Origin of the sequence: Krasilnikoviella flava (assembly GCF_900167525.1) — a bacterium.
In the GTDB taxonomy this organism is placed as follows: domain Bacteria; phylum Actinomycetota; class Actinomycetes; order Actinomycetales; family Cellulomonadaceae; genus Isoptericola; species Isoptericola flavus.
In genome coordinates this window covers 194,951-218,005 of sequence record NZ_FUZQ01000005.1, presented here as the reverse complement: position 1 = coordinate 218,005, position 23,055 = coordinate 194,951, and the positions used below count along the sequence as shown (strand labels likewise).

The 23,055-nt window shown below is 73.5% G+C and carries 25 protein-coding genes and 3 pseudogenes; 15 read left to right on the top strand and 13 right to left on the bottom strand.

All coding sequences use genetic code 11. The annotated features are described in order from the left end of the window. Nucleotides 1-36 precede the first annotated feature (36 nt). On the bottom strand, nt 37-1,947 hold the full coding sequence (locus B5Y66_RS14550) for a DEAD/DEAH box helicase (protein WP_079575509.1): 1,911 nt from the start codon (nt 1,945-1,947) through the stop codon (nt 37-39). A gap of 234 nt (nt 1,948-2,181) precedes the next feature. Between B5Y66_RS14550 and B5Y66_RS14545 the strand changes: the two genes are divergently transcribed. From B5Y66_RS14545 to B5Y66_RS14510, 8 genes are all read left to right on the top strand, one after another. Continuing rightward, a complete protein-coding gene (locus B5Y66_RS14545; RefSeq protein ID WP_079575214.1) occupies nt 2,182-2,772 on the top strand; it encodes a CDP-alcohol phosphatidyltransferase family protein in 591 nt (196 codons plus the stop codon). A 44-nt stretch (nt 2,773-2,816) separates the two neighbouring features. Continuing rightward, nucleotides 2,817-3,698 carry a DUF881 domain-containing protein gene (locus B5Y66_RS14540; RefSeq protein WP_079575213.1) on the top strand — a complete coding sequence of 294 codons (882 nt, stop codon included), beginning with the start codon at nt 2,817-2,819 and terminating at the stop codon, nt 3,696-3,698. Continuing rightward, nucleotides 3,695-4,027 (top strand): small basic family protein, encoded by a 333-nt coding sequence (locus B5Y66_RS14535; protein ID WP_079575212.1) that lies wholly within the window; start codon nt 3,695-3,697, stop codon nt 4,025-4,027. Before B5Y66_RS14540 ends, B5Y66_RS14535 begins: the two co-directional genes overlap by 4 nt. 7 nt (nt 4,028-4,034) lie before the next feature. Then, the gene (locus B5Y66_RS14530; protein WP_079575211.1) at nt 4,035-5,366 is read left to right on the top strand and encodes a DUF881 domain-containing protein; all 1,332 of its coding nucleotides are present in this window, start codon (nt 4,035-4,037) and stop codon (nt 5,364-5,366) included. A gap of 193 nt (nt 5,367-5,559) precedes the next feature. Continuing rightward, nucleotides 5,560-6,036: an FHA domain-containing protein gene (locus B5Y66_RS14525; RefSeq protein WP_079575210.1), complete on the top strand. Its 477-nt coding sequence runs from the start codon at nt 5,560-5,562 to the stop codon at nt 6,034-6,036. Beyond that, complete coding sequence (gene ftsR, locus B5Y66_RS14520) at nt 6,033-6,776, top strand: transcriptional regulator FtsR (RefSeq protein WP_079575209.1); 744 nt, start codon at nt 6,033-6,035, stop codon at nt 6,774-6,776. The genes B5Y66_RS14525 and ftsR overlap by 4 nt, the downstream gene beginning before the upstream one ends. A 130-nt stretch (nt 6,777-6,906) precedes the next feature. Further along, nucleotides 6,907-7,422: a bifunctional nuclease family protein gene (locus B5Y66_RS14515; RefSeq protein WP_079575508.1), complete on the top strand. Its 516-nt coding sequence runs from the start codon at nt 6,907-6,909 to the stop codon at nt 7,420-7,422. 226 nt (nt 7,423-7,648) lie between these two features. Then, a complete protein-coding gene (locus tag B5Y66_RS14510) occupies nt 7,649-8,236 on the top strand; it encodes a MerR family transcriptional regulator (RefSeq protein WP_079575208.1) in 588 nt (195 codons plus the stop codon). 14 nt (nt 8,237-8,250) lie between these two features. Here the strand turns inward: B5Y66_RS14510 and B5Y66_RS14505 are convergent, their stop codons facing one another. From B5Y66_RS14505 to B5Y66_RS23170, 5 genes and pseudogenes are all read right to left on the bottom strand, one after another. After that, on the bottom strand, nt 8,251-9,528 hold the full coding sequence (locus tag B5Y66_RS14505) for a phospholipase D-like domain-containing protein (RefSeq protein ID WP_245807132.1): 1,278 nt from the start codon (nt 9,526-9,528) through the stop codon (nt 8,251-8,253). 63 nt (nt 9,529-9,591) lie between these two features. After that, complete coding sequence (locus B5Y66_RS14500) at nt 9,592-10,695, bottom strand: tyrosine-type recombinase/integrase (RefSeq protein ID WP_079575207.1); 1,104 nt, start codon at nt 10,693-10,695, stop codon at nt 9,592-9,594. Nucleotides 10,696-10,776: 81 nt separating this feature from the next. Next, on the bottom strand, nt 10,777-10,947 hold the full coding sequence (locus tag B5Y66_RS23010; RefSeq protein ID WP_245807131.1) for a hypothetical protein: 171 nt from the start codon (nt 10,945-10,947) through the stop codon (nt 10,777-10,779). Nucleotides 10,948-11,261: 314 nt separating this feature from the next. Next, nucleotides 11,262-11,306, bottom strand: a pseudogene (locus B5Y66_RS23280) (hypothetical protein); the annotation flags it as partial. A 202-nt stretch (nt 11,307-11,508) separates the two neighbouring features. Continuing rightward, a pseudogene (locus B5Y66_RS23170) lies at nt 11,509-12,039 on the bottom strand (MFS transporter); the annotation flags it as partial. Nucleotides 12,040-12,143: 104 nt separating this feature from the next. Here B5Y66_RS23170 and B5Y66_RS14490 point away from each other — a divergent pair. From B5Y66_RS14490 to B5Y66_RS14485, 3 genes are read left to right on the top strand one after another with little or no spacing between them, the layout of a single operon-like run. Further along, entirely contained in the window at nt 12,144-12,365 is a 222-nt protein-coding gene (locus B5Y66_RS14490) for a LysR family transcriptional regulator (protein WP_079575206.1), read from the top strand. Beyond that, nucleotides 12,362-12,484: a hypothetical protein gene (locus B5Y66_RS23165; RefSeq protein WP_281252014.1), complete on the top strand. Its 123-nt coding sequence runs from the start codon at nt 12,362-12,364 to the stop codon at nt 12,482-12,484. The genes B5Y66_RS14490 and B5Y66_RS23165 overlap by 4 nt, the downstream gene beginning before the upstream one ends. Nucleotides 12,485-12,494: 10 nt before the next feature. Further along, on the top strand, nt 12,495-12,716 hold the full coding sequence (locus B5Y66_RS14485; protein WP_079575205.1) for a type 2 periplasmic-binding domain-containing protein: 222 nt from the start codon (nt 12,495-12,497) through the stop codon (nt 12,714-12,716). 22 nt (nt 12,717-12,738) lie between these two features. Here B5Y66_RS14485 and B5Y66_RS14480 read toward each other — a convergent pair whose 3' ends face one another. Then, nucleotides 12,739-13,296: a methylated-DNA--[protein]-cysteine S-methyltransferase gene (locus B5Y66_RS14480; protein WP_079575506.1), complete on the bottom strand. Its 558-nt coding sequence runs from the start codon at nt 13,294-13,296 to the stop codon at nt 12,739-12,741. Between the two features lie 849 nt (nt 13,297-14,145). Here B5Y66_RS14480 and B5Y66_RS14475 point away from each other — a divergent pair. From B5Y66_RS14475 to B5Y66_RS23315, 3 genes and pseudogenes are all read left to right on the top strand, one after another. Beyond that, nucleotides 14,146-14,478, top strand: a complete 333-nt coding sequence (locus tag B5Y66_RS14475; RefSeq protein ID WP_079575204.1) for a nuclear transport factor 2 family protein — start codon at nt 14,146-14,148, stop codon at nt 14,476-14,478. 183 nt (nt 14,479-14,661) lie between these two features. Next, nucleotides 14,662-14,886: a hypothetical protein gene (locus B5Y66_RS14470; RefSeq protein ID WP_217700811.1), complete on the top strand. Its 225-nt coding sequence runs from the start codon at nt 14,662-14,664 to the stop codon at nt 14,884-14,886. A gap of 29 nt (nt 14,887-14,915) precedes the next feature. Beyond that, nucleotides 14,916-15,122 (top strand): annotated as a pseudogene (locus B5Y66_RS23315) (ISL3 family transposase); the annotation flags it as partial. On the opposite strand, the gene B5Y66_RS14460 reads toward B5Y66_RS23315, so the two are convergent. The 3 genes from B5Y66_RS14460 to B5Y66_RS14450 all read right to left on the bottom strand — a co-directional run bounded on the left by B5Y66_RS14460 (nt 15,115) and on the right by B5Y66_RS14450 (nt 17,924). Next, entirely contained in the window at nt 15,115-16,056 is a 942-nt protein-coding gene (locus tag B5Y66_RS14460) for a DUF1214 domain-containing protein (protein WP_245807130.1), read from the bottom strand. The pseudogene B5Y66_RS23315 and the gene B5Y66_RS14460 overlap by 8 nt on opposite strands. Before the next feature lie 217 nt (nt 16,057-16,273). Next, a complete protein-coding gene (locus B5Y66_RS14455; protein ID WP_079575202.1) occupies nt 16,274-17,677 on the bottom strand; it encodes a type II toxin-antitoxin system HipA family toxin in 1,404 nt (467 codons plus the stop codon). Continuing rightward, a complete protein-coding gene (locus tag B5Y66_RS14450; protein ID WP_079575201.1) occupies nt 17,670-17,924 on the bottom strand; it encodes a helix-turn-helix domain-containing protein in 255 nt (84 codons plus the stop codon). Before B5Y66_RS14450 ends, B5Y66_RS14455 begins: the two co-directional genes overlap by 8 nt. Before the next feature lie 295 nt (nt 17,925-18,219). Here B5Y66_RS14450 and B5Y66_RS14445 point away from each other — a divergent pair, with 295 nt between their 5' ends. Beyond that, a complete protein-coding gene (locus tag B5Y66_RS14445; RefSeq protein WP_079575200.1) occupies nt 18,220-20,055 on the top strand; it encodes a glycoside hydrolase family 3 protein in 1,836 nt (611 codons plus the stop codon). A gap of 66 nt (nt 20,056-20,121) precedes the next feature. On the opposite strand, the gene B5Y66_RS14440 is transcribed toward B5Y66_RS14445, so the two are convergent. The 3 genes from B5Y66_RS14440 to B5Y66_RS14430 are packed head-to-tail and all read right to left on the bottom strand — an operon-like array spanning nt 20,122 to nt 22,940. After that, the gene (locus tag B5Y66_RS14440) at nt 20,122-20,970 is read right to left on the bottom strand and encodes an SDR family NAD(P)-dependent oxidoreductase (protein WP_079575199.1); all 849 of its coding nucleotides are present in this window, start codon (nt 20,968-20,970) and stop codon (nt 20,122-20,124) included. Nucleotides 20,971-21,010: 40 nt separating this feature from the next. Then, nucleotides 21,011-21,811 (bottom strand): GNAT family N-acetyltransferase, encoded by an 801-nt coding sequence (locus tag B5Y66_RS14435; RefSeq protein WP_079575198.1) that lies wholly within the window; start codon nt 21,809-21,811, stop codon nt 21,011-21,013. Between the two features lie 52 nt (nt 21,812-21,863). Further along, complete coding sequence (locus B5Y66_RS14430; protein WP_079575197.1) at nt 21,864-22,940, bottom strand: nitronate monooxygenase; 1,077 nt, start codon at nt 22,938-22,940, stop codon at nt 21,864-21,866. Nucleotides 22,941-23,055: the final 115 nt, after the last annotated feature.

Genomic DNA, 23,055 nt, shown 5'->3' with positions numbered 1-23,055 from the left:
GCGTCGCTGTGTCCTGGGCCTCGACCCCGGGCGGTGTCAGACCGTGCGGGCCGGACGACGGTCGGTGCGCGGGCGCTCCGTGCGCGGGGCACGGCGCTCGGGCGCGCCCTTGTCGAGGGAGATGCGGAGCGCCTTGCCGGCCACGTGGGCACGGCCGATGCGGTTCATGTCCGCGTCGTCGAGCGTGCGGCTGATGTCGACCAGGGAGAAGTTCCCGAAGATGTCGATCTTGCCGATGTCGCCGCCCGACAGGCCGCCCTCGTTCGTGAGCGCCCCGACGATGCCGCGCGGCTGCGCGCCGTGGGTGTGCCCGACGGAGATCCGGTAGCGCGTGCCGGCGGCGGGACGGCGGATGCCGCGCCCGCGGTCGTCACGGTCGGAGCGGGGGTGGCGGCCGGTGCGGTCGCCGTCGCGCTCGGTGCGCTCCGCGCGGTGGGTCTCGCGCGTGCGGCCGCCCTTCGCCTCGGCGCGCTCGCGCTCGTGCTCCTCCTGGGCGGCGCGCTGCTGCGGGCCGTCGTCCCCGACCGCGAGCGCCAGGAGGGCGGCCGCGACCTGCAGGGCGTCGTCGTCGCCCCCGGCGGCGACGGGGCTCTCCGTGGCGTCGTCCGAGGCCTCGACCGAGGCGTCGGCCGTGGCGACCCGCTCGCGGAGCATCCGGGCGTACAGGTCGAGACGGCCGGCCTCGATGCGCGAGCCGACGGCGTCGAGCAGGCGGCTGGCCCGGTGCGCGGAGACGTCCCGGGGCGAGGGGATCTCGACCTCGGTGAGGGAGGCACGGATGGTGCGCTCGATGTGCTTGAGCTTGCCGCGCTCGTGCGGGGTGACGAACGACAGCGCGCGGCCGGTGCGGCCGGCGCGGCCGGTGCGGCCGATGCGGTGCACGTAGGCCTCGGCCTCGCGGGGGATGTCGAAGTTGACGACGAGGCCGATGCGGTCGACGTCGAGGCCGCGGGCGGCGACGTCGGTGGCGACGAGGACGTCGAGGGCACCCGAGCGGAGGCGCTCGACGATCCTCTCGCGCTCCTTCTGGGCGACGTCGCCGGAGATGGTGGCGGCGGAGGTGCCGCGCTCCACCAGGGCGGCGCCCACCTCCTCGGCGTCCTTACGGGTGCGGGTGAAGACGATGGTCGCGTCGGCGTCGGAGGTGGCGAGCACGCGCACCAGGGAGCCGATCTTGTGCCGGAAGGGCACGACGGCGTAGTTCTGCTCGACGGTCGACACCGTGGAGGACTGGCGGGAGACGGCGATCGCGACGGGGTTGTTGAGGTGCGTCGCCGCGACGGAGCGGATCGCGGGCGGCATGGTCGCGGAGAAGAGCGCGACCTGACGCTCGGCGGGCGCCTGGCCGAAGATCGTCTCGACGTCCTCGGCGAAGCCCATGCGCAGCATCTCGTCGGCCTCGTCGAGCACGAGGAACTTGACGCCGTCGAGCGACATGGAACCGCGCTCGAGGTGGTCCATGACGCGGCCGGGGGTGCCGACGACGACGTGGACGCCCTCGCGCAGGGCGCGCTGCTGCGGCTGGTAGGGGGAGCCGCCGTACACGGAGGTGACGCGCACCCGGGGGAGGTGGGAGGCGAAGGACTCGACGGCCTCGGCGACCTGGAGCGCGAGCTCGCGGGTGGGGGCGAGGACGAGGGCCTGCACGTGGCCGCCGGCGACGTCGGCGTCGGGGTCGAGCGCGGCGAGCAGGGGGATTCCGAAGGCGGCGGTCTTGCCGGTGCCGGTCTGGGCGACGCCGGTGATGTCGCGGCCGGCGAGGAGCTCGGGGATGGCCTGCGCCTGGATGGGCGAGGGCGTGGTGAACCCGAGGTCGTCGACGGCCGCCTGCAGTGCGGCGGGCAGGCCGAGGTCCGCGAAGGTGGGACCGGTGGGGGCCGTCTGCTCGGGGGCGGACTGCTCGGAGATGGTCTGCTCGGTGGGCAGGGTGGAGTCAGGGATGCTCAAGGCGGTCACCGTTCTGTGGGTGGTGGGGGAAGGAGTCCTGCGTCGCCGAGATGGCGACGCGGTCGCTCTGTCCCGGACACACACCAGCCCCGTCTGAGACGGGGCGCAACGAACACGCGGGAGGCACGACGAACTCCGAAGGTTCCTCCAGTCTACCGGCCGGTTCGGGGTGCCGTCCGGCAGGGGCCGGTGAGTTCGGCCACTGAGCACGGGGGCCGTGCGTAGGATGTGCCCGTGCAGGAGGGCCAGGAGATCAGCAGCCGGGTCTTCACGATCCCGAACCTGGTGAGCTTGCTGCGTCTGGCACTGGTGCCGGTCTTCGCGGTGCTGATCGTGGTGGGCGAGGACGTGTGGGCCCTGGGCGTCCTGGCCTTCTCCGGCTTCACTGACTGGCTCGACGGCGTGCTGGCGCGCCGGCTGCACCAGGTGACGCGCCTGGGCCAGATGCTCGACCCGGCGGCGGACCGCCTCTTCATCTTCGTCACCCTGGCCGTGCTGACCTGGCGTGACGTGATCCCCCTGTGGCTCCTCGTCGTGATCGTGGCGCGGGACGTGATGCTCGTGTGCCTGCTCCCGCTGCTCGCTCGGCACGGGTACGGCACGCTGCCGGTGAGCCTCGTGGGCAAGGCCGGGACCTTCGCCCTCCTGTACGCGTTCCCGCTGCTGCTCCTGGCGACCGTGCCGGGCGCGGTCGGCGGCGTCGCGCACGTCGTGGGCTGGGCGTTCACCTGGTGGGGCGTGGGCCTCTATTGGGTGGCCGGCGTGCAGTACGTGCGGCAGGCGCGGGAGCTGGCGGGGTCCGCGAGCGCCGGGGGTGCCGTGTGACCGCCCCTGTGCGTGCGCCCGGGCAGCGTCGCCCGGACGAGTCGATGACCCTGCTGGTCGAGGTGATGGAGAAGCCTCTGGACCCGGGGTACGCGGAGGAGGCCGAGCGTCGTGCGGAGGCGGCACGAGCCGGGCACCCCGCGCGCCGGCGAGGGCTGGCCGTCGTGCTCCTGCTGCTGCTCGCGGCTCTGCTGGGGCTGCTGACGGTCTCGGCGGCCCGGCAGCTGCGAGCGCCGCAGGCGGACGTCGCCGCGGCGCGCGAGGTGCTGGAGAACCAGATCGTGGACCGGCGGGCCGAGGTGGAGTCGTTGCAGGGCCGGTCGGTGGCGTTGAGCGACGAGATCGAGGGTCTGCAGCACACCGCCCTCGCCAGCGAGGACCCGGGGTTGCTGCAGACCCTGCAGCGTGACGGCGTGGTGAGCGGCTCGGCCGCCGTCTCGGGCCCGGGCCTGGTCGTGTCGCTGTCGGACGGTGACGCCGCGCAGTCCGAGGCCGACCCCGACGCGAGCGCCCGGGTGCGGGACGCGGACGTGCAGACCGTGGTGAACGCCCTGTGGGCGGCGGGCGCGGAGGCGATCTCGGTGGACGACCAGCGGCTCACGTCGCTCTCGGCGATCCGGAACGCGGGGGACGCCATCCTGGTGGACCTGGTGCCGCTGCCGGGGCCGACGTACGTGATCCGTGCGATCGGCGACGCCGACGACATGCAGACCGCGTACGCTCGCTCCGGCGCCCCGGCGTACCTGCAGCTGTTGGGGTCGCGCTACGGGATCCAGTCGAGCGTCACCCCGCAGAGCGACCTGTCGCTGCCGGGCGTGGGGAACCAGACTCTGCGCTACGCGACGCCGTCGGGTGCGGGGCAGTCCGCGCCGGGCAGCGACCCGCAGGAGACATCGTCGTCGGACACCGAGGAGGAACGCTCATGATCGCCGCGATCGGGCTCGTGATCGGCGTGATCGCCGGTCTCGTGCTGCAGCCGACCGTACCGGTGGCGCTGCAGCCCTATCTGCCGATCGCGGTCGTGGCCGCGCTGGACGCCCTGTTCGGGGGCCTGCGGGCCAAGCTCGACGGTCTCTTCGACGACAAGGTCTTCCTGGTGTCGTTCCTGTCGAACGTGGTGGTCGCGGCGTTCATCGTGTTCCTCGGCGACCAGCTGGGCGTGGGTGCGCAGCTGTCGACCGCGGTCGTGGTGGTGCTGGGCATCCGGATCTTCTCGAACGCGGCGGCGATCCGCCGCCACCTGTTCAAGGCGTGAGCGGCGGATGACCGACCAGACGGGCGAGCGCCCCGACGTCCCCGGCGACGAGGACGCGCCGCCGAGCACGCCGTCGCCGGAGGTCCCGGAGCTGGACGCCGCCGTGGACGGCGGGCCGACCGACGAGCCCCGGGGGCCGGAGGAGCCTGGCGACGGTGCGGACGACCAGGAGGCCCCCGCGGACGACGCGGCCCCGGTACCCGATGCGTCCGGGGCCCCGGACGCGACCCGTGACACGGCGCACGAGAGCGACGCCCCGACGGCGGACGACACCGATGTTCCGGACACGCCGTCGGCCGACCCCGAGCAGGCCGCGGACGACGCCCGGGGAGCGCATGAGCCCACCGTTGAGACCACGGACGAGGTCACCGACGAGGCCGACCGACCCAGCCCCGGCGGAGGGGCCGAGCCGGAGGACCACGCCCCGGTGCAGGGTGGGTCGTCCCCGAAGACCCCGGCCGTCCCCGGGCCCACGGACGGCGGCCGGGCTTCCTCCGCGACGACGGGGACGACGGACGCCGGACCGGTCGCGACGGAAGGGGCCGCGGAGCCCGCGGCCGCCGTGGAGATCGAAGAGCCCGACGTCGAACCCGGGAGCGCCGCCACGACGGCGTCCCCGACGAGCGGGTGGCGCCGGTTGGGTGCGGCGCTGCGTCCCCGGGCCAGCCGGTCCCAGGTGCTCGCGGGCGTGCTGTGTGCCGCACTGGGGTTCGCGCTCGTCGTCCAGGTGCAGCAGTCCGCGTCGGACCAGCTGTCGTCGGCGCGGCAGGAGGACCTGGTGCGCCTGCTGGACGAGGTCACGGACCGTGCGCAGCAGCTGGGCGACGAGGTGTCCGGGCTGGAGTCGACGCGTGACGAGCTGGAGTCCGGGTCGGGGCAGGCAAGGTCGGCGCTCGAGCTCGCGGAGCAGCGGGCGGAGTCCGAGGGCATCCTGTCGGGCCGGCTGCCGGCGCAGGGTCCGGGGGTGCACGTCACGATCCAGGACCCGGGCGGGTCGCTGAAGGCGTCACAGATGTTCAACGTGCTGGAGGAGCTGCGGAACGCGGGGGCGGAGGTCGTCGAGCTCAACGGGGTACGGCTCGTCACGTCCACCTGGTTCGAGGACGAGCGTGCCGCGATCGTCGTCGACGGGACCGCGCTGTCCTCACCGTACGAGTGGACCGTGATCGGCGACCCCGAGACGATGGACCGTGCGCTGGAGATCCCCGGCGGCGCCCTGGCGACGGTGCGCACGGCGGGCGCCGAGGCGTCGACCACCCGCGAGGACGAGGTGAAGATCACGGCGGTCACGCCACCGCAGGACCCCGAGTTCGCCCAGCCGGAGCGCGAGCACGGCTGACGTGCTCCGACGGGGCGGGACGGCCGGCGTCGGGCTTCCCGCCCGCGCCCTGGTCGGGGTAGGTTTGTCGGACGACGGCGCACGTCGGACGCACAGCCGGCCATCGGTGGTCACCGGTGGGCACCGGGTCAACGGGGTCCGCTCCGGCCGGCAGCGTCGCCCGACCCACCGGCCCCACCTCACAGGAGGACTGATGACGGACCCCCGCTCTCTTCCGCCCCACCAGGCGTCCGCGGACACCACCGCGCACCTGGGGCGCGTGGGCGCGCCCGCGGAGGAGCAGGCGTTCCGGATCCCGCTCACGGCGGAGGAGGCTGCCGCCGTCGCGGCGCTGCCGCGTCACTCGGCGCTCCTGGTGGTGCAGTACGGCTCCGGCGCGGTCGGGGAGCGCTTCCTGCTCGACTCCGACCGTGCGGTCGCGGGCCGCAGCGAGCAGGCGGACATCTTCCTGGACGACGTGACCGTGTCGCGCAAGCACGCGGAGTTCGCCCGGGAGGGCGACCGGTTCGTCGTCCGCGACATCGGCTCCCTCAACGGCACGTACGTGAACCGGGAGCGCATCGACGCGACGCCGCTGACGACCGGCGACGAGGTGCAGATCGGTAAGTTCCGCATGTCGTTCCACGCCAGCCCGCAGGCGCCGCGGGACCCGCAGGCGCCCGCGTCGTGACGGCGGCGCAGGCCGCGCACGGCGAGGAGCCGGCCGGCGCGCCCGAACCCTGGCCGCGGGGGATCTCCCGTCAGGCGACGATGCGGATCTCGGACGTGCTCGCCCAGCTGGGGTCGGAGTTCCCGTCCGTCTCGCACTCCAAGCTGCGGTTCCTCGAGGACCAGGGGCTGATCGACCCGCTGCGCACGCCGTCGGGCTACCGCCAGTACAGCCCGGCCGACGTGGAGCGGCTGCGTTTCGTCCTCACGGAACAACGCGACTCGTACCTGCCGCTGAAGGTCATCAAGGAGCGCCTGGCGGAGATGGACGCGGGGGAGCCCGCCCCCGGGCCGGCGCCGCGGCTCGCCGACGGCGGTGACGTGACCGAGACGGCCCGTCGCCGGTGGACGGCGGAGACCGTGGCGGAGGCGACGGGCACGTCGGCCGGCTTCGTGCGGGACCTCGTCTCCGCGGGCGTGCTGCAGGCCCGCGGAGGCGACCGGCTGGACGCCGGCGCTCCCGACGTCGTGCGGATCGCGGTCCGCCTCGCGGAGCACGGGATCGAGCCCCGGCACCTGCGGTCGCTGCGAGCCTCGGCGGACCGGCACGTCGGGCTGGTGGACCAGCTCGTGGCGCCGTACCGCAGTCAGCAGACCCCGTCGGCGCGCGCCCAGGGTGCGGAGCTGGCGGCAGAGGTGGGGGAGCTGCTCGCGCGCCTGCACTCGACGTGGGTGCGTCAGGGGTCGGGCGACCTCGTCTGACGGGACCTCCGGGACCGGCGTTTCACCGGCATCTGGCCGGTCTTGATCCGCTTCGCCCCCGGGGGCGACGTGCGGGACGTTCCGGACGTACCGTGGATCGGTGGAACCCGACGAGCCGAGCGACGCACCGATGGTCCCGGTCGAGGTCCTCGGCGTGCGTCAGCAGCAGCACGATCAGGAGATCGTGGTCCTGTTGCTGGACGCCGCCGCGAACCTCGCCGTCCCCATCGTCATCGGTGCGCGGGAGGCGTCGGCGATCGCGATGGCGCAGGCCGGTCTCGTCACGCCCCGCCCCATGACGCACGACCTGTTGCGGGACCTGCTCGGCGCCGTGGGGGTGGAGCTCGAGCAGGTCGAGATCGTCGCCCTCGACGGCGGCGTGTTCTTCGCCGAGCTGGTCCTGTCCAACGGCAGCCGCTTGGACTCGCGGGCGTCCGACGCGATCGCGCTGGCCGTGCGGACCGGCAGCCCGGTGCTGTGCTCGGCGGAGGTGGTGGCCGTGGCCGGGGTCGAGGTGGTCGACGTCGAACAGCAGCGGGAGGTCGAGAAGTTCCGCGACTTCCTCGACCACGTGACCGCCGCGGACTTCACCACGCCCGGCGGGCCGCCCGAACCGGGGCCGCCGCCCGACGACGTCCCGCCCTGACGGCAGCAGACCCCGGGAGGCGCCACGCCGGGAAAACCTTCGACCTCCGGTCGACGGTCGGGCTCGGCTACGGTAGGGGCGAACCTTCAAGTCGTGGTCGAAAGTTGAGGGTCGGCGCGAGGTCCCCGGACGTCAGGATGGCGCGACACGCGGTCGCGCTCGACGCCGACGTCGTTGACGGCTCCCCAGGGGCGTCTTAGCGTGGAGTCCAACACCAGGAGGCACAGTGAACAGCAGCGGTGAGGCAAGCGTCCCCACGGGTGCTTCGGTGCCGCACGGCGCCCAGGGGCTCCTCTTCGGCGAGGACCTCACAGAGCAGGACGCCGCCACCGGGTACCGCGGCACCACGGCATGCCGGGTCGCGGGGATCACCTACCGCCAGCTCGACTACTGGGCGCGCACGGGGCTCGTCGAGCCATCCATCCGGCCCGCGACCGGGTCCGGCACGCACCGCCTGTACAGCTTCCGCGACATCCTCGTGCTCAAGGTCGTCAAGCGGCTCCTCGACACCGGGGTCTCGCTGCACCAGATCCGCAGTGCCGTCACCCACCTGCGCGAGCGCGGCGTGGAGGACCTGGCGCAGATCACGCTCATGAGCGACGGCGCCTCCGTGTACGAGTGCACGTCACCCGACGAGGTCGTGGACCTCGTCCAGGGCGGCCAGGGCGTGTTCGGCATCGCCGTCGGACGCGTGTGGCGCGACATCGAGGGCACGCTCTCGGAGATGCCCACGGAGTCGCTCGACGACGAGGAGCCCGCGCCCCACGAGGACGACGAGCTCGCCGCCCGGCGGCGGGCCCGCACCGCTGGCTGACCCCGCTCGCGGGGTCAGAGGAGCGGGCGCAGCGGCGACATCAGCCGCTCGGCGACCTTCGACAGCGGGTGCCGGTGCTGCCACTCGGCGAGCGTGAGCTCGCGGGAGTTCGACTGGTCCATCCGGAACGCGTCCTCGAGCTGCGCGGCCAGGCCGTTGTCGACGACCTCGAGGTTGATCTCGTAGTTCCCGGTCAGGCTCAGGCGGTCGATGTTGGCCGTGCCGACCGTGGTCCAGCGACCGTCGATCGTCGCCGTCTTCGCGTGGATCATCGCCCCCTGGTAGAGGAAGATCCGCACCCCGCCGCGCAGCAGCGTCGAGTAGTGCCCCCGAGCCAGCCAGTCCGCGACCACATGGTTCGACCGCTCCGGCACCAGGACCCGCACGTCCACCCCGCGTGCCGCCGCGGCGAGGAGGCCGGCCTGGATGTCCTCGTCCGGGATGAAGTACGCCTGCGTGATGTAGATGTGGGAGCACGCCCGGTCCATCGCGTCGAGATAGATCCCGCGGATGGGGAAGACGAGCTCTGACGGCGCGTTACGCGCCGCGCGCAGCCCCGGCAGCCACAGCGGCGAGCCGACGTCCTGCAGCACCGGCAGGTGCGGCCCGCGCCACCGGTTCCAGAAGTCGACGAACGCGTTGCGCAGCTCCCATGCCGACGGGCCGGTAAGGCGCAGGTGGGTGTCGCGCCACTGCGTCGCGTACAGGGAGCCGATGTTGTAGCCGCCGACGAACGCGGTCTCGTCGTCGACGACGAGGATCTTGCGGTGGTCGCGGCCCGAACGTCGCACGTCGAGCATCAGCAGGCCCGGCCGCATCGCGGGGAAGCGCAGCACGTGCACGCCCGGCAGGTCGTAGAAGCGCCGGGAGATCACGAGGTTCGCGAACCCGTCGTACACGACGTAGACGCTCACCCCGCGCGCAGACGCCTCCACGAGAGCCTGCTTGAACTGTCGGCCGACCTCGTCGTCCTTCCAGATGTACGTCTCGAGGAAGATCTCGCGCTGCGCCCCGCGGATCGCCTCGAGCATCCCCGCGTAGAGGTCCGCGCCGTACGTGTAGAGGGTCGCCGTGGTGTCCTCGACCTCGGTGGACGACGGCGGGGCCGTCGGGAACGGCTCGTCCAGGGGGTACTGGTGGCGCCGGAAGCGTTCGAGGCCCATGACCGTCGCGGCGGCGGCGACCGGGACCGCCGCGGCGAGAACGGCCCCGCGGGTCGCGTAGCGGCGCAGGGCGGGCCAGTCGAACTGGACACGGACGGGCTTGCGGAGGCGGGGGAAGCGAGGCGGCACGAGCCTCACCGTAGCCACGCGCCGCCCGAGCCGCTCGCCGAACTGTCGGGTACGTCGGTGATGTCACCCGCCCGGCGGAGGCCCTGCCACGGTCGCCTCGGGCGCGGTGAGGCCGGCCGAGAGAGGGTGCGACCGGATCGCGGCGGCCAGCTCCCCCTCGATGCGATCCAGGTACACGCCCGTGGTCGCGATCGACCGGTGCCCGAGGAGCTCGGCCACGACCTTGACGTCCCAGCCCTCGGCCACGAGCAGGGTGGCGGTGGTGTGCCGCAGCGCGTGCGGCGTCGCGGGACGACGGTAGGGGGCCGGCATCCGCTCGACCGCCCGCGCTAGGAGGGCCCGTACCGTCTGGGTGTCGACGCGCCGCCCGCGCCAGGTGAGCAGGAGGGCGCGCTGGGCGTCGGGGTCGTCCGGCCGCCTGTCGGCGAGGCGCGGCCGGAGCTCACGCAGGTACTCCTCGAGCGCGGCCGCCAGCGGCGCCGAGAGCGCGACCGTGCGGATCGATCCGCCCTTGCCGACGATGCGCCAGCGCGTCTCCTCCGGCTCGCGCGTGAAGTCCGCGACGTCGGCGCGGGCGAGCTCCGACACCCGCGGACCGAGGACGAGGAGCAGGGCGACGACGAGACGGTCGCGCAGCGCGAGCGCCTGGTCGGACCGCGGCGAGCGCACAGGCCCGGCACGCGACGGGCCCGCGGCAGGGGCCACCGCGGACGCCTGCAGGAGTGCGCCGGCGGCCGACGCGGAGAGCGCGGTCCTTTCGACCCGCAGACGGTCGCGGGACCGGGCGGGCGGCGCCGCCCACTGCATCGGGTCCGCCTGCACCCAGCACTGCCGGGCGGCGTGGGCGAAGAACCTGCTGATCGACTGCCGGAAGCGGTTGACCGTGGCCACCGACCGGCCCGGCGCGCCCTTGCGGGAAGGGTCGGAGAAGCGGCCGTCAGGGCTGGCCTGGTAGCGAACCAGCGCGTCGTCGACGTCCTCCCCGGTGACGTCGTCGAGCACGCGCCCGCTCCCCACGAGCTCGGCGAACTCCCGGACGTCGCGCTCGTAGCTGCGGGCGGTGGCGGGGGAGAGGACCCCGCGGACGCTCTCCACCTGCACCGACGTGAGATAGCGGTCGGCGGCCTCGGCGACGGCGAGGCGATTCAGGCGAGGAGGAGCGACCACGGCGACAGGCTAGGCGGGCGCACCGACACGGCCACCCGCGCCCCGTCGTGCCACCGGCTCCGCCACCGACGCCCGGGGACGTCAGGCCGCGACGCCGACGCCGGACACCCCGCTCGTGCCGGCAGCGCCGGGGTGGGCCGCGAGCGCCGAGGGGTCGCCCGGGAGCAGGTCGCCGCGCCAGGTGACGTGCTGGTCCTGGCGCACGATGACGAACCGGGTCGTGTAGGAGTCGGGGACAGCGTCGTCGGGCACCACGACCACGTCGATCGGCAGCCTCGCGGACCGGGCGGCTCCCACCCAGTCCGCCAGCCCGCCGTCCAGCGCGCCGGGCCCGCCCGCGACGACGAGGCAGTATCACGGTCCCAGCCGGTCGTGGAGGGAGACGCGTCGCCGTCGGGAACGATGATCGGGGAGCCGGTGTACGAGTAGCCGAAGTTCAGCCCGGTGGCGGCGAACTGCTGCACATTGAGGTCGTACACCAGCTCGCCGAGCTCCTGGCGTGCGGCTGCGCCCGCAGCGCACGCGTCGAGGACGGCCTCGTCGGCCCACCCCGTCACGACGGCGCCGAGGAGCCACGCGAGGTCGAGCCCATCGGCGATCCCGGCATTCATGCCGTACCCCCCGTACGGCACCCACAGGTGGGCGGCGCTCGCGGAAGGTGTCGGCGACGAGCCGCCGGGCGACCCAGTCCTCCTGCGACAGCGTCTCGAACGTGAACTCGTCGTCCACCCCGAGGATGTCCCGGATCCGGATCGCTCGGTCCCGGTCGACCGAGGCGTGCGCCGCCTCCTCGGTGAAGCCGGCGCCGATAGCGGAGGCGCCCTGGAACGCCAGGAAGGAGCCGGTGAAGCGCACCGACGTCGGGAACAGCTCCGCGAGGAACGCCGCGAGCGGGCCGAGGATGATGCCCTGGATCGCCCGGCCGCCCACCACGGCGACCGCGAAGCTCACGTTCTCGCCCGTCGCGACGAGCACCACCAGGGGGTACGCGAACAGGGCGACGGCGACAATGCCGACGGCGATCACGGGACGCCGGCCGAACCGGTCGCTGAGCCGCGCCGACAGGATGGCGCAGGCGAAGAGCGCGACCGCCGAGAGCACCTTGGCGTTGAGCGCGAACGTCTGGTCCGCGCCGTGCGCGGTGGCATAGCTCAGCCCCCAGACGCTGGCCATGCCGGAGATCGTCAGCTGTGACATCGCGACGAGCCGACCGAGGAGCAGGACCCACGGCGACCGGGTCAGCACCTGCACGAGCGGCACCCGACGATCCTCCGCCTCGCGGTCGAAGCTGCGGAACAACGGGCTCTCGACAACCTTGGGGCGCACGAAGAGGCCGATGAGCATCAGAACGATGCGCCCAACGGACGCGCGACGTATCCCGCCGCGAGCGTCCCGAACGAAGCGAGGGTGGCCCGCGCCGAGTCCAGGCCGGCGACGGCGGGCCGGCAGTGTACGAGCACGCCAGGGAGATCGCGGAGAGCCTGCAGGACATCCGCCGCGTCGAGGCCGCCACGCGCGGCGACCTGACGGGCACCCTGCGCCTCGGCCTTTTCACCACCCTCTCCCCGTGGCTCTTCCCGCCGATCGCCGAGCACTTCGACCGAGCCTTCCCCGACGTCGACCTCGTCGAGGGCGGCTCGACGCAGCCTTCCTGTACGAGAACCACGTGAGCGCACCGCTGGAGACCCACCGCCTCGCCGCCGTCCGTCTGCAGCTGGCGCTCGCGGCCACACACCCCCTCGCGGCGTACGACGCGGTGCCGCTCGCTCGTCGCACGCGGGCTGGGTGACACGATCATCATGGGCCGCCCGTACGGCGACCTCACCTGCGAGGGGATGCCCGTCGTCTACCGGCCCATCGCCGACGACCTGCCCGCGAACGCCCTGGTGCGCGCGACGCCCAAGGGAGGGCGGCCCACCGCGAAGCGCCGCGCGCTGCGTTCCCTCTGCGACGCGGGCGTCGGGGAGCAGGTCCCGGTGGGCCCGGGTGAGCCCAACAGCCGCGTGGGCCGGCTCTCCTGACCTGCGCCGACGAGTGGGCGGGTCAGAGGTCGAAGAGGGTGGGGTGCTCCAGGTGGACACCCTCCCGCTCGAGCATCCGGAGCTTGGTGCGCCGGCCACCGCGCGCGGAGAAGCCGCCGACCTGCTTGCCCGCCGCGAGCACGCGGTGGCACGGGACGATCGGGGGGAACGGATTGCGACCGAGGGCCTGACCCACGGCCTGGGCGGCCCCGGGCGCCCCGAGCCGCGCCGCCACCTCGCCGTACGTGAGCGTGGCCCCGGGCGGGATCATGCGCACCACGTGGTAGACGCGGCGGTCGAAGGCGGGCACGACGTCGAGGTCGAGCGCGATGCCGGACAGGTCTCCGGTCCCGGACTCCAGCAGCGTCGTGACCTCCGCCATGGCGGTCACGATCACGGCGTCGGGCGTGGTCTCCCGGGCGGCCGGGTACCAGCGGGCGACGGCGTCGCGGGTACGGTCTGCCGACCCGTGGGGGAGGGCGGAGCCCACGATCGTGCCCGGCGCGCGCCACACGAGGGCGCAGTGCCCGATCACCGTGGGGAAGACGCAGAACGCGAGCCCCGCCGGGGGAGTGGCCATGCGTTCACCGTAGACGCCCGGTCCGACAGCGCTGTCGACGACGAGGGCGACGGCAGACGTGAGGTCGGCGGTGCCGTCGGACGGCGACGGGACCAGGGGAGCGGTCCCGGCAGGGACGGCGATGGCGACGGCGACGTCGCAGAGACGGCGGAGAGGGGCACCCGACCCGGGATGCGCGAGACCACTGTGTTGTGTCATACACAATGGTTTGGGGCCTATGTCCGTTCTATCCTAGCGCGAGGCGCGCCATGTGGCGAGAGCTGTCATGGAGCCCGTCCGCCGCGCCGCCCGCATGACGGAGCGACCGGCCACGGCTGCCAGCGTCAGCGGATCGCGCCTCGATGGGCTCCTACGCGGCCCTCAACGGGGGATAGGGCAAACGCGGGGCCACCTGACGCGGTCGACACCTGCACCGGCGCACACATGCCGGGTGGCGCTGCGACGTGGTGCGCGGTGCGGATCGTCGTCGACGTGTCGTCGACTCGACGCCACCAGGTGTGGCGCCGGTGGCGTCCAGGCACGTTGCGGCAGCACGCCGACCCTTGAGGTCCAGCAGTTCGTCGAGCTGCCCAGCGCGTCATGGACGACGTCCGGGCATCAGCGAACGCTGCAGCGTGGGAGCTCACCGGCCGTGCTCGACCCGCCTGTCGACCGACCTGACGGAGCCTCGCGGTCAGTGGTCGTTCCGTGTCGGTCGACCGCCTCGAGGGAGGGGCTCCGGGGCCGGCTCGTCCCACGTAATGACATAATGTGCATTATCGGTTAGCGACTGGTGCGAGTGGCATCCGATACGTCGGGCTCCCGTGCGGCGACGACGATCGCGGCGTCCGGCCCGGCAGGATCGGGTCCATGTCTGACGACCGCCTGCTCGTTCACGAGCTGATCAACCTCCACGGACACCTCGTCGACGAGGCGGCATTCGAACGCCTCGACGACGTGTTCACCGCAGACGTCGTGTACGACGTCACCGCGTTCGGCGGCGGCGAGCTGATCGGGCCGGCAGCGATCGCGGATGCTGGCCGGACCCTCGGGGCCGGCAACCCGGTGGGTCACCACGTCACCAACATCGTCGTCACGACTCTTGGGCGTGACGACGCCACGGCGGTGAGCAAGGGCATCGGCGTCATGACGGACGGAACCGTGGGTTCGGTCGTCTACGAGGACTCCCTCGTTCGGACCTAGAGCGGGTGGCGGATCGCTCGTCGCCGGATCCTGCCGCGCACGGAACCGTTGCACTCCAGCGGCGCGTAAGGGTCGACGAGGACGTCGAGTTCTTGCATCTGAAGACGTGGCTGACGGCGATGCGTGACTCCCATGGCATTCGAGGTCTGCTATGCCTACGGGCTGCACCGCCGCGAGTTGGTCATGCTCGACCTGACTGACTTCGGCCCCAACCCCCACGTGCCGGACTACGGGCACTTCGGCGCCATGACCGTGTGCTGGGCCAAGGGAGTGGCCGGAACCGGACCACGTCGTCGAACGGTCCTGGCCACACCGCAGTTCGACTGGGTCACCAGCGTGCTCCAGGCGTGGCACTCCCCCGGTGGCCGCGACCAGTTCGCTACCGCCGCCCGCTCGAACGCGCTGTAGCCGTCCGAGCGCGGCGACCGCATCACGATGAGCGCCTCACGGGTGACGAGTCACGGTTCGCGGGGGTCACCAGACTCGGGGTCGTCGAGCACACCTGGCACCACGGCGACCGGCGCACCAAGGAGCCCAAGGAACTGACCGGGATGGTCGACGTGACCCGCGACGACCAGGGCAGGGTGCACGCCCGGCTGCTGGACCTGGCCCCAGGCCGGGCGAAGAAGGCGGTCGCTATCTGGCCAGGCCTGGGAAGGTCCAGATACCGTCAGTGATCTCGGCGCGCGGCCGGTACAGGCGTACCAGGTAGTTCCAGCCCGGGGTGATCGGGATCGTGTTCGGCACCTCGGGCGGGTAGTCCCCGAATCGGACGGTCGTGGAACCGTCAGGGTTGCGCACCCCGGTGATGTTGTTGACGGTGTAGGCGCCGCGCTCGTTCGGCTCGAAGTAGCCCTTGGCGTTGTAGACGGAGACCGACCAGAACCCGTCGACCGGGACATCCGTAACCGTGAGCTCGTAGTTGCCGACCGGCAGTCGCGGGTCTATGCCGATATACGCGGCCTCGCTACCCGGCAGACCACCCCAACCAGCCGCGGTTCCGACGAGGTGGCGCACCGGATCGACCTCGTCCTTCGCGCCGAACATGCGGTCGAAGCCGGTGAGGTTGCGGGCGAGCGCGAGCAGCGCGTCGCGGGTCTCATCGAACGACGCGGTGTCGTAGTCGGGGTACTCGAACGGCGTCGCCGACGCGGCGGACGACAACGAGACCTGGTCCTGCAGTGCCGCGACCGCGGCGATGTCCGCGGGGTCGGCCGGGTCGACGCGGATCCGGACCGCGATGACGACGTAGGGCGTACCGAACCGTTCAGCGGTGATCTCGTACTCGCCGGGCTCGTGGAAGATCGCATCGACGAAATGATCTTCGTTCACGACCATCGCGGAGAGGTACCGATCGCCGGCCTCGGGGAGCGTCAGCGTGCCTCCCGCCCTGGCGTCGAGGACAGCGAAGCTGTAGAGAGTGTCACGGTTCAGCCGGATCACGGTCTGCTTGTCGATCGCGGCCGGCTCTCGGTGATGCAGGAACTGGCCGATCCCGCCAGCGCTCTGTTGCAGGTCGTGGAACATGCGGTCGGTCTCGGCGCGGGCGAAGTTATCGACATTCACGTGTGTGGGCACGTCGCTGATCGTCGCACCCGTTCAGGGGTGCCACCAGTGCTGACAGCCATCGGGAGAAGGGTGGCTGCGAGACCCAGGTCCATGCGCCGCCTCCTCGGCGCGCCGACGTCGAAGAGCCCGCGTGTGACTCCCCTGCCCGACCCGGCCTTTCGCGATGCGAGACATCCGCCCCGGCCCAGCCTGCGCCCTGTCGCGGCGGATCGCCACGATGCGGTGCTCACCGGCCCGGGTGCGTCCTCCAGTGACCGACGACGGAGCGGCCGGCGCGCTCGTGCGCGGGCACCCAGGTGGCGCCCCCGGGCCGGGCGGAGGCCTCTCCCCCGCCGGCTCGCACCCTGAGCGCCCGGACGACGTCGGCGCCACGGGCGGCGGCGCGGTCCACGAACTGCCCGGCGACGTCGCCGGGCAGGAGGTCGTGCTCGCCGGCGGCCGCGTCCCGCACGGTGTCGGGCCAGGCCGTCGCGTACGAGACCGCGACGTCGGCGAGCCAGACGGCGTCGACCCCGAGGTCGGCCGCCGCCCGCTCGAGGTGCCGTGCGCCCAGCGCCCGCAGGCGGTACTCGCCGCCGAGCTTCATGGCGAGGCGCGCCTTGTAGCGGACCTCGTCGGCGGGCCACAGGAGGCTCGCGCTCACGAGGTCGTACAGGGGCGCCAGGACGGTGCGCGCCCCGACATGCAGGAGGGCCAGGTTCTTGGCGTGCGCGTCCGTGCCGGCGGCGACCCAGTTGAGGACGACGGCGCGCGCGAGGTCGTCACGTGACCGGGCGAGGTCGCGACGGTCGACGGCGCGCGCCACGAGCTGGGCGACGTCTCGCACGCCGGGGCCGCCGTCCGACTCGTACTTGGCGGAGCGCCACAGCCCGAGGGCCTGGCACATGTCCTCCTGGTGCAGCCGCCGCGCCCGGCTGCCGTCGGCGGCGAGCCGGTCGAACCGCTCGACCACGACCGCCGCCTGGTCCTCGAACCAGGCGGACTCGACGGACGCGACCGACAGCCCGAGGGCGCGTGCTGCGCGCATGGTGACGAGCTCGGCGGCCGCCGAGTGCGCGACGCCGTCGACGCCGATCTTGAAGATGTGCGTGCTGGCCCCACGGCCGGTGGGCTGGTGCCAGGACCCGTCGGCCCCGCGGGCGAGCGCGAACTTGCCCTGCTGTCCGCCGAGGGAGAACCGCCCGCCGTGCTGCTCGAACGCCCACGAGCTGTCGTCGGCGCGCAGTTCGCGCAGATGGGCGGCGATCTCGGCCTCCGCCAGGGGCGTGCTGCCCGCCCCGTCCTGGGGCTGCTCCCCTGCCGGCACGACCTGGACGGCGCCGGCGCAATCCGCCCCCATGTGCCGTAGCAGGTTGAAGGCCGTCGGCCGGCGCTCGTCGAACTGCGCGGCCCAGCGGGCCCGCACCGCGTCGTTGTCCGGCAGGAGGTTGTCGATCCAGGGCATGGTCACCTCCGGGGCGTGCTCGGTGACGTGCCGGGGCATGCTCACGGACAAGGACGGCGCGGCGCGCAGGGCCTGGTAGGACGCCGCGTAGGCGAACGTGACGTCCCCGCCCCGGGCGCGGTGCAGCGTGCCCGCGTGCGCCCCGTCGAGCCAGACGTCGTGCCGGTCGTCCGCGCGGTCAGCCACGCGCCCGACCCAGCACGGCGTCGAGGGCGTCGTCCGGCTCGTCGGGCACGACGTCGACGACGAGGTCGACCGCCCGCAGCGCGTCCAGGACGAGGTCGAGCCGGGCCGTCGGCGCACCGGCCTCGGCCGCGATGACCCACTGCCGTGAGACGTCGACGGCGGCGGCCAGCTGCGCCTGCGTCATCCCCTTGTCCTTGCGTGCACGGCGCAGCATCGAACCGAGCTGCTCGGCGTTCGCGACGATCACGGTCTCCGCTCCCCTGTCCTCCGGTCGAATGTCAGCCGCCGTTGACATTCGACGGAATGTCAACGCTAAGCAACATTTCTTCTCGTGTCAACGATCAGTGACATTTCCACTCGCGGCGACAGTCCCGATCCACCGCCGGACAGCGCACAGATGAAACTTCCTTCACCACGTCGAGCAATCGGCGGCAAGTCTTGACGTCGTTCCGTGACGGTCCTAGCGTCCAGCACAGGCGCACCCGGACAACGACGTCCCACGGTCCCGCACCGTCGCGCCGTCCGACACCGAGGAGGACCTCGTGAAGGATCCAGCAGACAGGCGCCTCGTGCGCGCCACGGCGGCGGTGGCGGGCGCGGGCCTGCTGTTCGCCGGCACGGCACCCGCCCAGGCGGACACCGACGCTCCGAGGACGGTCGACGTCACGACGACGGCCGACGTCGGGGCGATGGTCGAGGCGATGACGCTCGACCAGAAGATCGGCCAGATGACGTGGACCCACGTCTACGGCTCGTCCGCGAACGACACGTCCATGGCGGCCAACAACCAGGCCCGCTACGGCGTGGACACCCCGGCGCAGGTCGTCCAGAAGTACGACCTCGGCGGCGTGCTCTACTTCGCCTGGTCGGGCAACACCGCCACCCCGCAGCAGGTCAACGGCCTGTCGAACGGGCTGCAGGACGCCGCGCTGGCCGACGACGGTCCTGGCATCCCGCTCGCCGTCACCATCGACCAGGAGGGCGGGCTCGTGGCCCGCGTCGGGCCGCCCGCCACCCAGCTGCCGGGCAACATGGCGCTCGGCGCCACGTTCGACGCCGGCCTTGCCCGGGCGCAGGGCGACATCCTCGGGTCCGAGCTGAAGGCGATGGGCGTCAACGTCGACTTCGCCCCGGTGCTCGACCTCAACACCAACCCCGACAACCCGGTGATCGGGATCCGCTCGATGGGCGCCGACCCGGACACCGTGAGCAAGCTCGGGGTGGCACAGATCGAGGGGATCCAGCAGCACATCGCCGCCACCGCGAAGCACTTCCCCGGGCATGGCGACACCGAGACGGACTCGCACTACGGGCTGCCCGAGGTGACCTACGACCGCGCGACCCTGGAGAAGCACCTGAGGCCGTTCCAGGCCGCGATCGACGCGGGGGTCGACATGATCATGACGGCGCACATCGTCGTCGACGCGATCGACCCCGAGCTGCCCGGCACCCTCTCCCCCGCCGTCCTCACCGGGTTGCTGCGCGAGGAGATGGGCTTCGACGGCATCATCACGACCGACGCCCTCGACATGGAGGCGATGACCGACAACTGGTCCCAGGAGGAGATGTCCGTGCTGGCTGTCCAGGCCGGCTCCGACATCCTGCTCAACTCCCCCGACGTGGACGCCTCGATGGCCGGGGTGAAGCAGGCCGTGGCCGACGGGACGATCACCGAGGAGCGGATCGATGCGTCCGTGACCCGCATCCTCGAGTGGAAGGCGGAGCGCGGCATCCTCGCCGACCCGTACGCCGACCCGTCGCAGGTCGGGGACGTCGTGGGCTCGCCCGCACACCTGGCGACGGCGGCCACGATCGCGGACCGGTCGATGACGTTGCTGCGCAACGAGGACCGCCCGCTGCCGCTGCAGCCGGGCGAGGGCTCGGTCCTGGTGGTCGGCGCAGGGGCGGCCTGGCCCGAGCGCCTGGCGCCGATGCTGGCCGCACGCGGGTTCGACGTGACGACGGAGCTCGAGAACGGCAGCTCCCCGTCCGCGGCCTACCGGGCCCGGGCGGTCGCCGCCGCCGCGAGCGCCGACGCGGTCGTCTTCACGTCGTACAACGCGAGCGGCAACGTGGCGCAGCAGGCGATGGTAGAGGCGTTGGCGGCGACGGGCCGGCCGGTGATCGTGGTGGCGGCGCGCAACCCGTACGACGTCAACGTGCTGCCGGGGGCGGATGCGGTGCTGAACAGCTACGGGTACAACGTGGTCAACTACGCGGCCGTGGTGCGTGCGATCGCGGGTGACATCGACACCCGGGGGAAGCTGCCGGTGGCGGTGCCGACGGCGGACGGTGGTGACGTCCTGCTGCCGCTGGGGTTCGGTCACCGGTACCCGGCGTGGCCGCGCGTGCCGGGGTCGGGCAAGCCCGGGCGGTGACGGGGAGCCGGCGAGCGCGGGTCGCGCCCGCCGGCTCTGGTCGCCGTGCTCGGGTCAGTGCTCGGGTCAGTGCTCTGGTCGGTGCTCTGGTCGGTCCTCAGCGTGCCCGGCGTCGTCCGGGTGCCGCTCTCCTCCGCCCCCGAGGGCTTCGAAGCTTGCGAGGGGGCCGGCCAGGATGCCGCCGTCGACGGGCAGCGTGACGCCGGTGATCCAGGCGGCGTCGTCGGAGGCGAGGAACGCGACGGAGGCGGCGACGTCCTGGGGTTCGCCGATGCGGCCGAGGGGGTAGAGGGCCGCGAGGCGGTCGGGGTCGGACCGCTGGCCCCAGGACCGGGTGCGGATCGTGCCCGGGGCGACGACGTTGATGCGGATGCCGCGTCCGCCGAGCCGCACCGCGAGGTTCTGCGCCAGGGACACGAGGCCGGCCTTGGCGGCGGAGTAGTCCTCGTCGCCGAAGGCCTGCAGGCCGTTCACGGAGCCGACCAGCACGACGGAGCCGCCGCGGGGCAGGTGCGGGGCCGCGGCCCGGACGCACCGGGCGGGTCCGGCCAGGTTGAGGTCGAGGCCGGCGGCCCAGGTCGCGTCGTCCATCCCGTCCAGGAGGCCGGGGTGCACGCCGGTGCCGCCCGCCACGCCGACGAGGACGTCGAGGTGGCCGTGGCGTCCGAGCGTCGTGGCCACGGCGGCCTCGACGGACGTGGTGTCCGTGATGTCGCAGGCGACCGCGGACGCGGGCGGTCCCGCGTCGGGGAGGTCCTCGGCGGTGCGGCGCGCCGCGTCGGCGTCGAGGTCCGCGACCACCACGGTCGCGCCCTCGGCGTGCAGTCGCCGCACGGTCGCCGCGCCGATGCCGTGCGCGCCGCCCGTGACCAGCACCACGCGGTCGTCGAAGCGTCCTGCTGTCGGTCCTGTCACTTCCGTCCTCCTGGTCGAGCGGTCCTCTGACGCGACGGCGTCAGAGCGTGAGCCGGTAGTAGTGCTCCTCGCCGTACCGCTCGAACCCCGCCTTGCGCAGGATGCGGGCGGAGGTGCTGACGCGGCCCTTGACGAGGGCGAGCGACGCGCCGGCGGCGGCCGCCAGCCGGAGCCGCTCGGAGAGCAGGGCCCGGTAGGCGCCGCGACCGCGACGGTCGGGCAGGGTGCCGGCGCCCCAGAGGCGGGCGACGGTGCCCAGCTCGGGCAGGGGCGCGGGGGCGAGCGTGAGGCCCGCGGTGGCGACGGGCTCCTCGCCCAGGTAGGCCACGACGCGCGCCTCCCGGCCGCCCGCGGCCGGCAGCAGTCGCGCCGCCTCGGCGAGCCGGTCGTCGTCCAGGGGCTGCTGGTCCCACACGACGGTGTCGACGCGGTCGGCGTCGCGCAGCCCGTCCGCGTCGACGACCTGCCGCACGACGAGGCGGCCGTCCGGCGCCTCCGGCTGGTCGCGCGGGTCGCTGAGGTCGCGGGCGAGCACGTCCACGGTGTCTTCGAGGCGGGCGCCGCGCTCGAGCAGCGTGTCGGTGAGGTCGGGGATGCTGCTCGCCGAGACCCAGACGCCGAGGGTGTCGCTGCCCCAGGCGCGCGACCGTTCGACGGCGTCGCGCAGGACGTCCTCGGGCGTCCGGGTGGACGCCAGCCCGGTGAGCACGACCCGGCCCTGCGCCCAGGCGGGCCACCGGGTGAGGGTGACGTCGGTGACGACGCACTCCGCGTCGGGCGGCACCCACGACCACTCGGCGGCGGCGCGCAGCACGGTCGGCGGGTCCCAGTCGGCGGTCATGACGGCAACCTAGCGAACCCGGCCGGTGCGGCCGCGGCGCCGCGCGCGGGCCTCACAGGCCGGCGGCCAGGGCGTGCACGACGTGGGCGGCAGGTCCCGTGGCGGCCGCGCGGTGGCCGGTGCCGGCCCACAGGTGCAGCCGCTCGGCGTCGCCGGCCGCGGCCGCGCGGCGCCGCAGCTCGCGGGTGAGGTGGTGCACCTGCGGGTAGGCCACGGGGGCGTGCGCGTCGTGCCGGGCCAGGAAGCCGTTGCGCAGCGCGCGGGCGGGGCGGCCCGTGAAGGCGCGTGTCACCGCCGTGGTGGTGTACCGCGGGTCGGCGAGGGCGTCGCGGTGGGTCGCCGAGGTGCCGGCCTCGTCGGTGCGCAGCAGCAGCGTGCCCACGGCGACGGCCTGCGCCCCCGCGCGCAGCAGTCGGACGACCGCAGACGGGCCGTCCACTCCCCCGGCGGCGACCACCGCCAGGTGCGAGCGCGCGACGACCGCCGCGACCGTGTCCGAGGTCACCTCGTCGCCGACCGCGCGGGCGGGGTCCCAGGTGCCGTGGTGACCGCCCGCGCCCGGCCCCTGCACCACGAGGCCGTCGGCCCCGAGCTCCTCGGCGGCGGCCGCCTCCTGCGGCGTCGTGACGGTGACGAGGACGACCGAGCCGGCCGCGCGCAGGGCCACGACGTCCGCCGCCGGCGGGGGCCCGAAGGTGAACGACACCACGGGCACGGGGTCGCGGCGCAACAGGTCGATCTTCGCCGCCCATCCGTCGTCGTCGGCCACCGGTGCCGATCCCGGTGCGGAGCCCTGTGCCGCGTCGAGCAGCGTCTCGAGCGACAGGTCGTGCGCGGCGGCGTCCGGCGCGATCTGCCGGGCGTAGGCCGCGAGCGTCGCGGGTTCGGGGGCGGGCCCGGCGGAGGGGACGAAGAGGTTGACGCCGAAGGGGCGTCCGCGGTCGCGGGCGTGGTGGACCTGGTCCGCGAGGGCGTCGGGGGTCTGGTAGCCGCCGGCGAGGAACGCGAAGGCGCCGGCGTCGGTGGTGGCGGCGAGGAGGTCGAGGGTGGTGGGTCCCCCGGCCATGGGGGCGGCGACGAGGGGCAGGTCGGCGTCGAGGAGCGGTGCGGCGGGGCTGGTGCGGGCCATGCCTGGCATGGTGCCACCGGGCGGGCGCGGTCTCATCTGCCCCTCATGCGGGCCTGGCACGCTGGGCGCCCCGCCGGGCGGCGGGGTGTCGGAGGAAATGTCGGTACGGAGGGGG

Coding starts and splice junctions, on each gene's coding strand:
- B5Y66_RS14515 (WP_079575508.1), top strand. CDS start 6,907: ATGGTCCCGGTCGAGGTCCTCGGCGTGCGTCAGCAGCAGCACGATCAG.
- B5Y66_RS14530 (WP_079575211.1), top strand. CDS start 4,035: ATGACCGACCAGACGGGCGAGCGCCCCGACGTCCCCGGCGACGAGGAC.
- B5Y66_RS14430 (WP_079575197.1), bottom strand. CDS start 22,940: ATGGCCCGCACCAGCCCCGCCGCACCGCTCCTCGACGCCGACCTGCCC.
- B5Y66_RS14540 (WP_079575213.1), top strand. CDS start 2,817: ATGACCCTGCTGGTCGAGGTGATGGAGAAGCCTCTGGACCCGGGGTAC.
- B5Y66_RS14535 (WP_079575212.1), top strand. CDS start 3,695: ATGATCGCCGCGATCGGGCTCGTGATCGGCGTGATCGCCGGTCTCGTG.
- B5Y66_RS14475 (WP_079575204.1), top strand. CDS start 14,146: ATGTCTGACGACCGCCTGCTCGTTCACGAGCTGATCAACCTCCACGGA.
- B5Y66_RS14485 (WP_079575205.1), top strand. CDS start 12,495: ATGGGCCGCCCGTACGGCGACCTCACCTGCGAGGGGATGCCCGTCGTC.
- B5Y66_RS14435 (WP_079575198.1), bottom strand. CDS start 21,811: ATGACCGCCGACTGGGACCCGCCGACCGTGCTGCGCGCCGCCGCCGAG.
- B5Y66_RS14480 (WP_079575506.1), bottom strand. CDS start 13,296: ATGGCCACTCCCCCGGCGGGGCTCGCGTTCTGCGTCTTCCCCACGGTG.
- B5Y66_RS14470 (WP_217700811.1), top strand. CDS start 14,662: ATGCTCGACCTGACTGACTTCGGCCCCAACCCCCACGTGCCGGACTAC.
- B5Y66_RS14525 (WP_079575210.1), top strand. CDS start 5,560: ATGACGGACCCCCGCTCTCTTCCGCCCCACCAGGCGTCCGCGGACACC.